Source organism: Nitrosophilus kaiyonis (assembly GCF_027943725.1).
Taxonomy (GTDB): domain Bacteria; phylum Campylobacterota; class Campylobacteria; order Campylobacterales; family Nitratiruptoraceae; genus Nitrosophilus_A; species Nitrosophilus_A kaiyonis.
In genome coordinates, this window is record NZ_AP025696.1 from 893,039 (window position 1) to 907,937 (window position 14,899).

Consider the following 14,899-nt stretch of genomic DNA (forward strand, 5'->3'; position numbering starts at 1 on the left):
GAGATGAAAAATGGCAATTCAAATTAAAGATACAGTTATTCAAACTACTGCGATTGATAGTATCAGGGATAACTTGCTCAATGCAAAGACAGCTACTGGCGGTGCAATCAGCGTTGGTAGAAATATCCATAAAGGTGATTACATCGAGGAAACATTCTTCGATGATTTTGGAAACATCGTACGCAGGGATCCAACAGTGGATACAGCGGTAACACCAGAAAGACTCTCTACAAGCGAAGATGTGGCAGTAAAACTCTATTTTAGAGGCGATTTGTTTGTTACCAATACTGAGCTTGAGCGCTATGGTACGACTGTTAAAAACATGAACTCTAAAATCGGAAACAAGATCGGTGAAAAAATCTCACGATGGACAATAGAAAAAGGGCTTATAGCGTTAGTTGCAGCACTTACGTCAAGAACAGAGCTTGTTGCGGGAGATGGTACTACTGCAGCCGATGTTCAAACTCTTGCTAATGCAGTTTTTAAGCTTGGAGACATGAATGAAGATGTGAAAGTATTTGTAGCTCCTTCTATGGTTGCATATCAACTGCTTCAAAATGCACTAAATGCTACAGCAGATCAGATAAGTTACGGCGCTGTATATAGTGCTCAAATTGGAACATTGGGGAGAAAATTATGGATGGTTGACAATGCAGCACTTCAATGGAGTGAGGACATCAACGGCGATGGAACAGATGAGAACGGATATTATACGCTTGGACTAACTCCGGGTGCTATCACAATTGATGAAAGTGAAATTGTGAAAATATTAAGTGACCTTGATATTACGCAAGAAAATGCTGGATATAGATTTAAGGCAGAAGGTGCATATACAATCAAAGTAAAAGGATTTAGTTACAACAAGGCTCAAGGTATAAATCCAAGCGACTCTGTTCTTGGTAGCACTGCAAGCTGGACGCTCGTCAGCGATATTAAAGCTGCCGCAGGTGTTGTAGCTAAAACTTCATAGGAATAATCCATGAAAAAAGTCATTGATTTCAGCGGGCAATATCAAGCGTCCGCTGATGAAATGGTTGTAAGAGCAAATATTAAGTTTTTCAAAAAAGATGATATTCGAGGATTCGATAAAGTTGTTATTTTTGAAAAACATAAAAAGATATTTGATGGAGTAGAAAACATTGATTTTATTAGCTCTAAGAAGAGCAGAAGAGGAGCTAAGTAATGGCAAAAAGACTTGTAAAAAACAGTGTTATATTAGCAGCTGTCGGCACAACGCCTACAACTGCAAACGTTATTGACATTAATGATCCATTTAGCCCGAGCTTTACTACAAAAACGGGTGAGTATAAGCAGTTTGACGGGCAAATGGGGACAACTAAAACTTGGATAGATGGTGATTACTTGGCAGTAAGTGGAACTATTGGTGCATTTTTAAAAAGCAATGGTGGCGGAACAAATATTCCAAAACTTGATGAGCTATTTAAAATGGCAGGATTAACTGGAAGTGCAGCTGATACAGATAACGATGGAACAGATGATGCCTACAAATACATTCCGAATTCTGATGAGTTAGCAACAGGTGAGGTGGTGTGGTACCTTGATGGCATTAAGCGCCATTTTACAGGTGTGAGTGCAAATCTAAAGTTTAATTTTGAAGTAGGAGCACCTGCAAAGGCTCAATTTGATATTCAAGGATATAGTGATACTCCAGTAGAAGAGGCAAATCCATCTGTGAGTCTTGATAGTAATAATATATTTGTTGTAACTGCTGCTCAGGCAGTAACACTAAGCGGAAATACAATACCTGTAACAAATGTAGATTTTGATATGGGCAACAAAATCAATGAGATTTATGCTATTGGAGACAAAACATTCTATAGATCAGATTTTACGGCAAAAGTATCTATTACAGAGAAAGTTGGAGCTGATTTAGGTTACTGGAGCGAATTTTTGAATGGAAATATTAAAAGCCTTGAGGTAACTTTGACTGACGGTCTTGGTAATCAGTTCATTTTTAGTGCGCCTACTCTCAGTTATACAAATATAAACGAGGGCGGAAGTGATGAACTTGAGGTAACAAGAGAGTTTTTAGCAAGCAATGATTTTAGTATCACATATAAATAAGGAGTGTGAGTGAAAATAAATATAGATGAAAAAGTTATTGCAGGCGAAATTGAAATAGGAGATGATAAATTTGAATATAAGGCTTATCCGCCTTCTCTTGAAATTAGCATAATGTTCATGGAAGCGCAAGACGAGGAAGATACCAAAAAACTTTTAAAAGCAATGGATAAATATTATGAGGAATGTATAGAGTTTGATGGAATCTTTGGTAAAAAAACTAAAGAAAAAGTGAGAAAGATACTTGAAAGAAGCGGCAAGCTTATAGATTTTGTCAATGAGGTGATAAACGAAGTGGGGAAGCAAAACGAGCCCAAAGACTAATACTTTGGGCTGAGCAGCTTGCAAAAAGAATAGGAGAGCGATTCTTATCAATTGATGAGAAAAAAGCTCTGATAAAAAATGAAAAAAACAAGATAGTGTTTCTAATATCTGAAGCAGATAGAAAAATAGCCGAAATATTTGAACTGCTCCCTAATGAATACACAATGATGGGAGTAGTTGGGAAAAAATATGAGGCTATAAAAGATTATTTGAAGTGGAATGGTTTTGAGCCAAGCGAATATACACCTCTTTTGGTTCAAATGGGGCAAATATGGGCAAGCAATCTAAAGCAAAAATAAAAAGGCTGAAACGATATGGAAAAAAAACTTCGCATAATTATTGAGGCGGATGCAAAGACTGGACAAGTATCAGTAGTAAAAAAAGAACTCGATAATTTGCATACTTCTGTATTATCTGCAGACAAAGCTTTTTTATCGCTATATAAGAGTTTGAAAAATTTTGCCCTTGCTGGATCTTCTTTGTATGTACTTAATAAAACAATAGGTGATTTAGTTAGAAAAGGCATTGAATATAACAAATCTATTGAAACAATGAAAATAGGAATTGCCTCTTTAATCTCTGTAAATTCTAAAGCTGCAGAAGGGGCAAATAAATTTAAGCTTGCCATGAGAGAATCTTCAAAAATTATGAGTATGCTTAAAAAAGCGAATCTTGAGACTTCAGCCACATTAGAGCAGTTAACACAGGCATTTCAAGCTGCACTTGCTCCTTCGTTAAAAGCAGGCATGAATATAAAACAGACTGTTGAATACACAAAACTTATGACTCAAGCAGCTGGGGCAATGGGAGTACCGATGAATCAGCTTGCGCAAGAGCTTAAATCTGTTGTTAGTGGGACAATAGATTTAAACTCTGTTGTAGCTACAAATTTAGGTATAACTAATGAACAAATTAAACAAGCTAAAGAGCAGGGCAGATTATATGAATTTTTAAGAGATAAACTAAAAGATTTTGCAGAAGCAGGGAATGAAGTTAGCAACAGCTGGGAAGGCATGATGTCAAACATGGAGGACAGCTGGAGTAATCTTGCAGGTGAAATTACAAAACCTATCTTTGAGAATTTGAAAGATGATATAAAAGATATTATTAAATCTTTTAATAACGCTACAGAATCGATACATAATTTTATGCTTAAATTTAGAGAATTGAAAAACATTAATGAAATCGATGACATAAGAAAAAAGATAAAAGCATGGCAACAAGAATTGAAATCTTTAGCAGAGAGGGCTAAAAATCAGTCATTTTTAGCTCCAACTTTTTATGCGGAGATGAATCAGATCCAACAAAAAATACTAAAAGCCCAAGAGAGAATCAATGAATTAAAAGCAATTGAGAAAGAAAAAATAGAGATAAACACTAAAGAGGAAAAAAATAACTTAAAAACAGCAAAATTAAAAATTACTGTATATGATGAGTTGATAGAAAAATGGAAAAAACTTAACAAATCAGTTTTAGAAAATGAATCAGTAAAAAAAGCAAAAAATATGTGGAATGAAAACAACCACGAAATTGTTATGACATTTAAATCTATAGGAGATACCGCCAAGTCTTCTGCAAAATCAGTAGCGAGTGCATGGTCTCAAGCTTCTGTAAGCATGGCAAATTCAATGCAACAAAACTTTTTTGATTTTATGACTGGTAGGTTTCACTCATTTAAAGATTTTATGAAGAATCTATTGAATGATATGCTAAGCAACATCATCACCCCTTTTGCAAAATCTTTGAGCAATCTTTTTAGCAGTGGGGTTACTGGTGGGATTGTGAATATGAGAACAATTGCAGGTGGTTTATCTTTTGCTTCAGGTTCGGCTATGCTTGAGTGGCTTGGTAGAGCAAATGTGCAAGGCAATCATGCAATCTTGCCAAATGGGCAATATGTATCTATGGATACATTTTCGCAAATTGCAAATCTTGCTTCAGGTGGAAATCTTAGCGGTGCAATTAACCTTCTATCTTATGGCAGAACCGCTTACAATGCTTTTACTGGAGGATTGCAGTCTTTGATATATGCTCCAGCCATGGGAGTTGCTCAAATTGGTACATATATGCAGGGCATACCACTTGTAGGCGGTACTCTTTCACAAGGCGCATATGGACTTTCAACTCTTCTTGCTGGGGGTAATCCTGCTATATATGGTACTGCAGGAATGGCAGGGGCGACTTTGGGTGCAGGGCTGCTTGGCTATCTTGGCGGGACTGCGCTTGATAAGCTTTTTGGAAAGGAAACAAAAGCGGGCATAGGCGGAGGAATCGGTGCAGCTATAGGAACTCTTATAGCTCCAGGCATAGGCTCAGTTGTTGGTGGCTTACTCGGCTCAGTGATTGGCGGTATTTTTGGAGGAAAAACAAGAGTAAAATGGCGAAAAAGCGGGGTAGATATTGGGCAATCTACTAAAGATTACGCTAGCGGTAGATATTGGGCAGTAACACATTATCATAAAAGCGGGGGCTGGTTTAGTCATGGCAAAAGTTGGGATGAATGGCGCTATAAAGGATTTGGTAGGAGAGAAATCGATGCAATCAAAAGAGTGATAGGTACATTTGATTCTCTTCTCTGGATGATGGGCGATTTTGATAAAGAACTAAAAGTTAGAGGCGGTAGATTTAGCTCAATTGAGCAGTTTTTATCTAAAAATGTTGTGAAAAGCTTTTTAAAAGAAGTTATGGGGCTGGAGGATTTAACAAAAACTATTACATATACTTATTATAAAAAAATTCCTAATTTTTTAATAGCTTTTGGAAAAAAAATAGATAATCTTGCACCTAAATTAAACAACAATTTTATTAAAGGTCTCTTTGGTAGTTTTTATTCAACCGCTGTTACTGCAACCAAAACAGTATTGACTGAAGATGGTAAAAAGCTAAATGAAGTCTATAGGGTTTGGGCAGACTATGCGAAATCTATCCATAAAAAGATATATGAAGCTTTTGCAGATGTGGTGAATGACTACATCAAATCAAAGCGATCTTTTGCTACATGGTTTCAAGAGTTTAAAGGCAATACGCTTGAAGCTTTAAAACTACAAGCAAAATTCGCACAAGAAGATTTAAAACTCATACAAAGGACAATTGGCAAAGAGGCCGCGAATGTAACTATCGATAACTATCTGGAAGCATACGAAAAAGCAGTCAAAGAGAACTTCACGCCTCAAGTGATTCAGCAATGGAAGGCTTTGGGCGAAGCTTTGATGAAGGTCTCAGAAGCTGAGAAAAAATACAAAGAGGCTTTGATAGGCAGAACTGGTACATATGCAATACTGAGTGGCAGAATAGATATGATGATGGGCAAAGCGCATGATGCGACATCATTAAATATCGAAAAACTTGCAGATGAGATTAGAAACGGAAACAGTGAGATGAAGCTACTTTTCTATGCGATTTTGAAAGAGCTCAAAAAACAGACCGCGATTGAGCAAGGATTAGAGCCATGAAGATATTAAAACCTGGTGATTTCACACTAAACAGCTCAAATGTGCTAGATAGCGCATATCCAGTTTGGGATAGCGCTACAACATATAATACTGGCGATATTGTATATGTAACTGAAAATCATGGAGAATATCAGTCCTTGACCGATTCAAACACAAACAAATATCCGCTAGACAATCCAGCCGATTGGCAATGGCTTGGGACCACGAACAGATGGAGAATGTTTGACCAGTATCTCAATACAGCAACTACGAATAACGGGACTATTGAAATAGAAGTGAGCGCATACGATGTAGGCGGAATATATGTAGGAAATATCGTAGGAACTAATCTCACAATTGAAATCAAAGATAACGCAACAGGTGAGGTGATTGAAAGTGAATCCGTGAGTCTGATACCAGATCCGCTTGACTGGGAGGACTATTTTTTTGGAAGCTGGATAGACAACTATAAGCGCAACTATTTTTATGAGAGAAAAACGCTTACAAGGGATATATCGATTCATCTTGTTCTTGATAATGGCTCAGATGATGCACAAATAGGAATATTTGCTATTGGGCAGATGGACAATATAGGTGCAACACTTTATGATATTGGAGCTTCAGCTCTTGATTTCTCAAAAGTTGTTACAGACACAAATACAGGCGCAACATATCTGCAGCAGGGTAACTACGTCAAAACTCTTCAAGCAGATATTTTCGCATGGACAAGCGGGATAGATTCTGTATATCGAAAGCTTGTGGAGATTCGCGGATTGCCTGTTGTTTTTATAGGCGAAGAGTATGAGACACTCAATGTTTTTGGGTTTATCAAAAAGTTTGAGACAGTGATAAAAGGACCAAAAGAGACATTGATCACGCTTGATATACAGGGACTAATTTAGAAGGAGAATAGATGGCGATAACGCAAAAGATAACAGACATACCAACACCGCCAAGCAGTAGTGACAAAGCAAATTTTCGTCAAAGAGCGGATAATTTTCTTGCAAGTTTAGACAATCTTGCAGATGAGCTCAACACTTTTGCAGACCAGGCAAATTTGCTTGAGGATGATGTAAACAATTGGCTTGGCAATAAAGATGAAGCATATATTCGTATGTATCTTGGAGCGAAAGATACAGATCCTACTACAAGAAACGATGGAAGCGCTTTGCTAACTGGGGATTTGTATTTCAATACAACTAACAATGCGATGCGAGTCTATACAGGCAACGGCTGGGCAACAATATCAAATTTTCAAAACGGAGGGAGTGTTGATGGAGATATTGAATTTGCAACAACAACTGAGGGAATTGTTTTGAAAGATAGAACTTCAACTGATGCAGATGGAAATCCGTTGAGATATAGATTGTTTGTAGAAAATGGAAACTTAGGGATAGAGGAGATATAAGATGGCTAGTGGTGATAAAAGATACATTATAGATATGGTTAAAGATAATGACGGTGCTGGAAGCGATTTAGATGCTGATTTAGTCAGAGGTGGAGAGCCTGTAAAACTTGGGATAGACGAGATAGTAAAAACTGATGGTAGTTTTATTAAAAATCAATGTACAGCATGGGCTATAATTGACGGAGTCAACGCAACTATAATTGATTCGTATAATATCAGTTCAGTTACTAAGGTTGGTACTGGCAAATATGATTTAGCATTTCAGACTCCCATGAACAATTCAAATTATTGTGTGATATGTGGTGGACAAAACAATGGAACGGGTAATGGATCTTGGAATGTTGTTGATAACAAAAATTCAACAACTTATGGTACAGGTACAACTGATGGTGTAGGAATAATTACTTATAAGAGCGATGGAAGTTTTCAAGATCAAAACAGATTTTTTATAGCAATATTCGGAGGAAAATAATGAAATTAAAACATTTTTATAAAATAAACCAAAATGGACGAGCAAGCTTTGGAAGTGGATATAAGATTCCTGACGGCTTTATAGAATATTCAAAAGGACAAGAACCTCAAGAGCTTTTAAATGCTTTGCTTATTGATTTTAAAAAGAGAAAAAAACAAGAAATAGAATCGGCCTACAATCAAGCTATTCAAGAACCTATTGCATACAACGTTGGTGGTTCAGATTATATTTTTCAATCCGATGAAAAGTCTCAAGATATTCTCTCAAAAGTTATTGTATCTGCTCCTGCGGGATTTGAAACTGACTGGCTTGACATTGATAATAACCCTGTACATGTAACTTTAGATGATTTGAAAGGCTTGGCACAAGCTATATTAACAAGAGGACAGCAATTGTTCGCTAAGAAAGTACAATTGAAACAGCAAGTAGATGCTTGTACTACCAAAGAAGAAGTTGAGGCTATAAGGTGGTGATATGAAAGAATTTGTATTATTTCTTATTGCATATATTCTTGTTGTAGTTCTAACACCTGTAGCTTTTGTTTTGAATATTATTAGAAAAGCAATACTAGGACACAGCATAAAGGATTACATATTTACAGCTTCAATAGGGTTTGATCAGGCAGGTGGTTCTATTCTGTATGAACAGGAAAACTGGACTATTAGCTCGTTTACATACTATTTGTGCGCATACAAGAAAAATAAATATGCCTGTATGTTTATGAGATTTATAAACTTTATCTTTGGAAAAGAACATTGTAAAAGAAGCTATATTTGGGAGATAACAAAAGATAGCGAAGATTTAGAGAATGTCATAAGGAAAGTGTGATGAATTGGGTGAGCGAAATATTCAGCGGAGCAGTTGATAAAGTTATTGATAGTGTAGGAAATGCTTTAGATAAGCTTTTTACTTCAGACGAGGAGAGATTAAAAGCTCAAGTATTGCTTGACAAGGTAAAAAGTGAAATGAATCTTGAGCTTGGAAGGCAGGCTCTAGAATATGATAAGCAAATAACTGAGAGATGGAAAAGCGATAACGAACATGCCATAACAAGATTGGTTAGGCCGTCAATCGTCATATGGACATATTTTCTATTTACTATTGTGATGCTGCTTGACGGAAATCTTGGAAATTTTCATATAAATCCTGCTTATATACCTATGCTTGAAACTATAGTAGTTACTGTTACTGTAGCATATTTTGGCAGCAGAGGTGTTGAAAAAGTAAGTAAGTTTATTGAAAAAGGCGATTAATGGAAGAGAGAATTTTAAAAATAGAAAAAGAGCTTGCAATTATGGCAAGCACACAAAATGAAATGAAAAGAGCATTGGAAGAAATATCACAGACATTAAAAGAAATGTTAAAGCTTCATACTGATACACAACTAATGAGACAAAAAATTGAAAGCATGGACAGGGAAGTAAGCGAGAGTTTTAAAAGAGTACATAAAAGAACTGATAAATTAGAAGATAATGTTAGATGGGTAGTAAGGACTATAATAGGATCACTTTTAACAGGTTTCATTGGGATAATGTTTTATGTTATAAAAACTATAGCGGGGTAATCAATGGCTGATTTTAATCATGCTTTTGAAGTATTGAAACATCTAGAGTTCAAAGATTGCTCAGATGCATTGCACTGGAATGAAGGAGAGCAGGGCTGGACATTCATGGGGATATACCAAAATGCGCATCCAAATAGCAAAATATGGAAAGAGCTTGAAAAATATCAAGAGATAGAAAAAGATCCGAAAAAACTCTCAAGGCTTTTGTGCAACAATATAACTGCTATGCAAGAAGTAAAAAATATATATAGGATGAAGTACTGGAACAGAGCGAAGCTTTACGATGTAAAAAGCCAAAAAAAAGCTGAGGAGATTTTTGTATTTGGAGTAAATGTTGGAATTGAAAATGCTATCAAAAAGGCTCAAGAGTTAGTTGGAGTTAAAGCTGATGGAATAGTGGGACCAAAAACTTTGAAAGCTTTGAATGAGTATGATAAAGATTTGTTTGATGCTGGATATGATTTTGAAGAAATAAAATACTATAAAGAGCTTATCAATAAAAATCCAAAATTTGCAAAGTATGAAAAAGGGTGGGTAAATAGAGCAAAAGCAGTGTGATTTTTTCAATTACTGTCAGTAAAAAATCAAAAATGTCTGCTGACACCTTCGTTTAAGTTTCAGTATTTTAGGGCTTTATTTCAAGTTGCGGTTCTGTAGGCCAGAGGTTCGAATCCTCTCGGGCGCGCCAGTTTTTAACTGCTTTTAATATTAAATTTCTCTATTGGACTTGGTCTATTTTTATATTCAAAATATATTTTTGCTGCTTTTAAAAGATTTAAAAAAAGAAAGAGATTAGAAATTATAATAAATATCGATAAAATCTTTTCAATATTTATAAATGGGATTAAAATCAAACAGATAAAAGCTATAAAATGAAATAAAAATTGAATTTTTTCATATCTATCATCAATCATCTCTTTCATAGTAGGAATATCAAAAAATCCTTTTGAGCTTAAATGAAACCATGCAAGGAAAGGAATAATTTTATAAAGCATTCCATTTATGAGACTTATAGCAAAACCAAAACCTAAAAATACTCCACTTATCCATGTTAAATTAAATGAATAATAAAAAATATCTAGCAGTAACAAAATTGTTCCAATAATCAAAGATATTGAGGATAGGTACCAATATTTTATAGTTATATCTGAAATTTTTCTTTTTCTATTTATTAAATGATAAAAAGAGATAAAACCAAATAAAGCAAAGGCTATAAGAAGAAATATAATTGCATATTTATATTTTATAAAAAGCGAAAATATTGAAAAAATTATAAAAAAGAGTATTGAAAAATTTAAAATTCTTTTTAAATTCGCGTTGAACTCTTTTGTAACATAAAACATTGGAATAACTTGATATGAAACACCTATTATCAAAAGTCCAACCCAACCAAAAAAAGCAGCAATTGCATGAGCATTTAAGAATGAATAAAAACTCTCTTTTATATGCGAAGTTCCTATAGAAAAAAGAATATGAAAGCCTAAAAGTAGTGTTATAATTAAAAATATTAATGATGCTCTCATTGCATTAACTGTATGGTTGCTAAATGAAGCAGTAAATAGTTTATATAGAGTTATTATCGAAAAAATACCCAAAGATATTATAAAAAAAGGTATAGAAAAAAGCAGAAACTGATTTTTTTCGAAATAAAATCCAGTAAAAAAAAGTATTATAGCAATTAAAAGGCTAATATGTATAATTTTTGAAAAAAGTATAGGTTTTGGAAATCTAACACCAACTAAAACAGGAAGCATCTGCTGAAGTGCTCCAATCATGACCATACTCATAAAACCAATAGTAAAAAGATGAATAATAGCAACAGTTTGCAAAGAGTAAAAAATAGAAAAATTTTGAGTAAAAAATATAAAAACCCCAGCTATAATTGCAAATATTGGAGCTGTTAGGAAAAAACGAAGAGGTGCCTCAAGAGGCGGAGCTTGATCAAGAGATAATCCTTTAAACATTATCTATCTTCTCCAAAACTTTCTGTTTATCTTTTGGGAAAAAGATATATATGTGATATTCATCTTTATCTTTTTTTATAATATACTCATATCCCATATTTGATAGTTTATTCAATAAAATATCTGGACTCATTCTATGGATTTGATGAATATAACTCTGGCCTTCTATAACATTTTGAAGAGCTGAAAGAACAAGTTGCATAGGAGCTGGAGCCTCTAAATCTTTGGTATCAACCAAAATCTCTTCCATTTTTTCTCCTATTTGCTAAATTTTAACTTTTTTCATCTCTTCTAAAATATTTTCTTTATCAAATGGTAACTGCTCTGCCATATTGTATAAAATCTGCTCCTCTTTCATATTATGCTGTTGAGTCATAATCATAAAAGTCTCACCTAAACCTAAAGCTTTATCTTGGTTTTTATTTTCAATAGCTTCACCAAGCTGATCTATTATGCTTTTAATTTGTGCATGCTCCATTTTCATTACATAAATTGGTCCTTCACCAGATCCTACAAACTCTTCCATTTTAGGAAACAAAACCTCTTCTTCCATAGCAAAATGTTTAAGCATTGCATTTTTAAAAGGTATAAAAAGTTCAAGTGCTTTATCAAAATCACCTTCATTTAAAGCTTCCTCTAAAGGAGCATAAAGGTTGTCGCACTCTCTATGGTCATTGGTCATAAAATCTTTAATTGCCATACAATCTCCTCAATATTTTTTATGTAATTTTATCTTATTTTAAAAAATAGATAATGATAAAAGTCAAAATGTTTTTTTATAATCTATCTATTTTTGGTCATTTATAATTTCAAAAGAGAATTCATATTCTGGCAGTTTATATGAGTCTTTTGGTTTACCCTCTTCATCTGGGGGTGGATATTGAAGAGGTGGTTCAACAATAAAATAGATAAGTTTAGTATTTGAATGATTTTTTTCTTTTTTAAATTTTAAGTAGCAATAAGCACTTTCACCTACATCTGGAAAAAATATAGAATACCATGCTTTAGAACCCCCGCCATATTGGGCTTTAATAGTTTTATGATCATCTGTACAATATATTGGAAGATTTGCTACTGGGTCTTCAGGTATAATTCTATATTTTAGTTTTCTATTTCCAGAAGGACCTTTTGTATATTTTATAAAAAATTTTATAACTTTATCAGTTGGTAAATTTATTAAATACCAATCTTCATCACCTGCACTCATTCCATGATAAATTCTATTTACATTTATAATGACTGGATTTTTAAAACTAGAATCTCTTTTGGAACCTGCATCATCATGTTTTTTAACTATATATGTTTCAACTTGTAATGGTGCTCCACCATTTATGTAGCAAAAATCGCTATGATCATTTCCAACAACAAGATACCATAATTCTTGTCCAACTTTGATTTCTGTATCCCAAAAGCTTTCTTTGCACATTTTACATGTATCTGATTTTTCAAAATTTTCATATGTATCACAACCTACGTAGTTAATAGACCTAGGATTATTGCTAAAATGAGTATTTATGTAAGGATCTCCTGTAATAAATGGTAATGCTTTAATTTTTACCCAATATATAAAATTTTTTGATTTATCAATTACTAAGCAGAGATGATTTTTATCTACAATAGTAGACCCACCAGGTTTAATAACTTGGCATTTAAGTTTTTCAAAAGATATATCAGCAAATAAAAAAGAGATTGTTAAAAATAAATAAAAAATTTTAGCCAAATATCACCTTTAAAAAGTTTTTTGATTATTTTATCATTTTTGTAGTAAATATTGAATTTAGTAGATTATTTTTGATTACGAAGATTAAAAGGCAACAAATGTTGCCATTTTATTTTTTGATATTAAAACCTATCCAAGTCACTGCAGAAACTGCCATTAAAGCTCCATATACCATTCCTAATAATTCAGATGGTGCCATTTTTTCTCCTTATATTAATTATAATTAAAAATTATATTATAAGAAAAATCATTTAAAAGTTTTTCTTATAATGTTCATATTACATATGTGTTAATAAAAATAATCTTAAAATAGCTATTTTTAAATAAAAAAAGAGAAAATAGATGAAATTTATCAAATTTTGATAAATTAATATGTTGTATATGTTCAATTTTATTGATTAGCAAAATAGGGAAGAGTAAAAAAATGTATGGGCTAAATGATATAGAAGATCCTTATCATAATCTTTATGTTCCATTCCAACTGAAAATGTATATTTTTTTCCATCTTTTATGATTAATTTATTATAAAAATCTATAAATTTGTGTGTACCATCTTTACATTTAATATCATTATTATATGTTTCATAATCTTTTTCATTACCTGATATTATCTCTTTAAAAACTTTAAAAATTTTTTCTTTATTAATTGGGTCTATAAATATATCAAACCAATTTTTTCCGATAACTTCCTCTTTTTTGTATTTTGTATTATCTAAATTTGAAAAGAAATCAACAATATTTCCATTTTCATCAAGAACTACTTTAATATATTTTATGCTATTTTTCACTTTTTTCCTTTTCCGCTTCAGCAATTAAAACATCCTCAATAATTTTATCTATATCTCCATCAAGTATTGCTTCTACATTTGAATAAGCTTTTTGGCTTCTATTATCTTTTACTTGTTGATATGGAGCTAAAACATAACTTCTTATTTGATGTCCCCAGCCAATTTCACTCTTTTGTATTCCCTCTTGTTCAGCTTTTTTCTTTTCTAGTTCAAGTTCATATAGCCTACTTTTTAACATTTTCATTGCAGTTGCTCTATTTTTATGCTGGCTTCTATCATTTTGACACTGAACTACTATTCCTGTTGGGATATGCGTAATTCTTATGGCTGAATCTGTTTTGTTTACATGCTGGCCCCCAGCCCCACTTGCTCTGTATGTATCAACTCTTATATCTTTATCCTCTATAACAATATCAATATCATCATCAACCTCTGGACTAACCATAACTGAGGCAAAAGAGGTATGCCTTCTTGCATTTGAATCAAAAGGGCTAATTCTAACAAGTCTATGAATTCCATTTTCTACTTTTAAATATCCATAAGCATTTTCACCTTTTATAATAAAACTAACATCTTTTATCCCAGCTTCTTCTCCCTCTTGATAATCTAATAGTTCAACTTTATATCCGTGACGTTCTGCCCATCTTAGATACATTCTATATAAAATACTTGCCCAATCTTGACTCTCAGTCCCACCAGCTCCAGGATGTATAGAAATAATGGCATTTTTATCATCATTTTCGCCGCTTAACATTGTTTCAATTTCAATTTTATTTACTCTATTTTCAAGCTCTTCAGCCTCTTCAAAAAGCATATTTAAAGTTTCACTATCCTCTTCTTCACTTGCCATTTCAAAAAGCTCTTTAGAGTCTTCTACTGAGCTTTTTGCCTCTTTATATTTTTCTAAAATTCTAGTAATTTTATTTTTCTCTTTTTGAATTTCGCCAGCTTTTTTTGCATCATTCCAAAAAGAAGGAGAATTTTCCAGTTCTTCAATCTCTTTTAACCTTTTTTCTAAATTATCAGGTTTTATTATACTTTTAATGTTTTCAATCTTTTTTTCAAGTTTTTTTAGAAGTTCGCTATATTCGTAACTATCCAAAATAGTTCCTTTTTAGTTAAAATTTTAGTGAAATTATACTATAT

The 14,899-nt window shown here is 33.1% G+C and carries 20 protein-coding genes; 14 read left to right on the plus strand and 6 right to left on the minus strand.

Annotated elements, in window-relative coordinates; all coding sequences use genetic code 11:
• Positions 1–10 precede the first annotated feature (10 nt).
• The 14 genes from QML81_RS04785 (at position 11) to QML81_RS04850 (ending at position 9,839) form a co-directional block, all read left to right on the plus strand.
• Positions 11–970 carry a major capsid protein gene (locus QML81_RS04785; protein ID WP_281950274.1) on the plus strand — a complete coding sequence of 320 codons (960 nt, stop codon included), beginning with the start codon at positions 11–13 and terminating at the stop codon, positions 968–970.
• Between the two features lie 9 nt (positions 971–979).
• Positions 980–1,183, plus strand: coding sequence for a hypothetical protein (locus QML81_RS04790; RefSeq protein WP_281950275.1), 204 nt, complete (start codon positions 980–982; stop codon positions 1,181–1,183).
• A complete protein-coding gene (locus QML81_RS04795) occupies positions 1,183–2,085 on the plus strand; it encodes a hypothetical protein (RefSeq protein ID WP_281950276.1) in 903 nt (300 codons plus the stop codon). Before QML81_RS04790 ends, QML81_RS04795 begins: the two co-directional genes overlap by 1 nt.
• A 9-nt stretch (positions 2,086–2,094) precedes the next feature.
• Positions 2,095–2,406 carry a hypothetical protein gene (locus QML81_RS04800; protein ID WP_281950277.1) on the plus strand — a complete coding sequence of 104 codons (312 nt, stop codon included), beginning with the start codon at positions 2,095–2,097 and terminating at the stop codon, positions 2,404–2,406.
• 95 nt (positions 2,407–2,501) lie between these two features.
• Positions 2,502–2,705: a hypothetical protein gene (locus QML81_RS04805; RefSeq protein ID WP_281950278.1), complete on the plus strand. Its 204-nt coding sequence runs from the start codon at positions 2,502–2,504 to the stop codon at positions 2,703–2,705.
• Positions 2,706–2,720: 15 nt separating this feature from the next.
• Positions 2,721–5,858 (plus strand): hypothetical protein, encoded by a 3,138-nt coding sequence (locus tag QML81_RS04810; RefSeq protein ID WP_281950279.1) that lies wholly within the window; start codon positions 2,721–2,723, stop codon positions 5,856–5,858.
• Positions 5,855–6,739, plus strand: a complete 885-nt coding sequence (locus QML81_RS04815; protein ID WP_281950280.1) for a hypothetical protein — start codon at positions 5,855–5,857, stop codon at positions 6,737–6,739. The genes QML81_RS04810 and QML81_RS04815 overlap by 4 nt, the downstream gene beginning before the upstream one ends.
• Before the next feature lie 11 nt (positions 6,740–6,750).
• Positions 6,751–7,245, plus strand: a complete 495-nt coding sequence (locus QML81_RS04820; protein ID WP_281950281.1) for a hypothetical protein — start codon at positions 6,751–6,753, stop codon at positions 7,243–7,245.
• A 1-nt stretch (position 7,246) separates the two neighbouring features.
• Positions 7,247–7,717, plus strand: a complete 471-nt coding sequence (locus QML81_RS04825) for a hypothetical protein (RefSeq protein ID WP_281950282.1) — start codon at positions 7,247–7,249, stop codon at positions 7,715–7,717.
• The gene (locus tag QML81_RS04830; protein ID WP_281950283.1) at positions 7,717–8,190 is read left to right on the plus strand and encodes a DUF4376 domain-containing protein; all 474 of its coding nucleotides are present in this window, start codon (positions 7,717–7,719) and stop codon (positions 8,188–8,190) included. The genes QML81_RS04825 and QML81_RS04830 overlap by 1 nt, the downstream gene beginning before the upstream one ends.
• A 1-nt stretch (position 8,191) precedes the next feature.
• Positions 8,192–8,545 carry a hypothetical protein gene (locus tag QML81_RS04835; protein WP_281950284.1) on the plus strand — a complete coding sequence of 118 codons (354 nt, stop codon included), beginning with the start codon at positions 8,192–8,194 and terminating at the stop codon, positions 8,543–8,545.
• On the plus strand, positions 8,545–8,970 hold the full coding sequence (locus QML81_RS04840) for a hypothetical protein (RefSeq protein ID WP_281950285.1): 426 nt from the start codon (positions 8,545–8,547) through the stop codon (positions 8,968–8,970). The genes QML81_RS04835 and QML81_RS04840 overlap by 1 nt, the downstream gene beginning before the upstream one ends.
• On the plus strand, positions 8,970–9,281 hold the full coding sequence (locus QML81_RS04845) for a hemolysin XhlA family protein (protein ID WP_281950286.1): 312 nt from the start codon (positions 8,970–8,972) through the stop codon (positions 9,279–9,281). The genes QML81_RS04840 and QML81_RS04845 overlap by 1 nt, the downstream gene beginning before the upstream one ends.
• 3 nt (positions 9,282–9,284) lie before the next feature.
• The gene (locus tag QML81_RS04850) at positions 9,285–9,839 is read left to right on the plus strand and encodes a glycoside hydrolase family 108 protein (RefSeq protein ID WP_281950287.1); all 555 of its coding nucleotides are present in this window, start codon (positions 9,285–9,287) and stop codon (positions 9,837–9,839) included.
• A gap of 134 nt (positions 9,840–9,973) precedes the next feature.
• On the opposite strand, the gene QML81_RS04855 is transcribed toward QML81_RS04850, so the two are convergent.
• From QML81_RS04855 to prfB, 6 genes are all read right to left on the minus strand, one after another.
• Positions 9,974–11,245 (minus strand): hypothetical protein, encoded by a 1,272-nt coding sequence (locus tag QML81_RS04855; protein ID WP_281950288.1) that lies wholly within the window; start codon positions 11,243–11,245, stop codon positions 9,974–9,976.
• The gene (locus tag QML81_RS04860; RefSeq protein ID WP_281950289.1) at positions 11,238–11,495 is read right to left on the minus strand and encodes a hypothetical protein; all 258 of its coding nucleotides are present in this window, start codon (positions 11,493–11,495) and stop codon (positions 11,238–11,240) included. The genes QML81_RS04855 and QML81_RS04860 overlap by 8 nt, the downstream gene beginning before the upstream one ends.
• Before the next feature lie 15 nt (positions 11,496–11,510).
• Positions 11,511–11,945, minus strand: a complete 435-nt coding sequence (locus QML81_RS04865) for a hemerythrin domain-containing protein (protein WP_281950290.1) — start codon at positions 11,943–11,945, stop codon at positions 11,511–11,513.
• Between the two features lie 87 nt (positions 11,946–12,032).
• Complete coding sequence (locus QML81_RS04870; RefSeq protein WP_281950291.1) at positions 12,033–12,965, minus strand: hypothetical protein; 933 nt, start codon at positions 12,963–12,965, stop codon at positions 12,033–12,035.
• Between the two features lie 398 nt (positions 12,966–13,363).
• A complete protein-coding gene (locus QML81_RS04875) occupies positions 13,364–13,753 on the minus strand; it encodes a PAS domain S-box protein (RefSeq protein ID WP_281950292.1) in 390 nt (129 codons plus the stop codon).
• Entirely contained in the window at positions 13,743–14,855 is a 1,113-nt protein-coding gene (gene prfB / locus QML81_RS04880; RefSeq protein ID WP_281950293.1) for a peptide chain release factor 2, read from the minus strand. The genes QML81_RS04875 and prfB overlap by 11 nt, the downstream gene beginning before the upstream one ends.
• Positions 14,856–14,899: the final 44 nt, after the last annotated feature.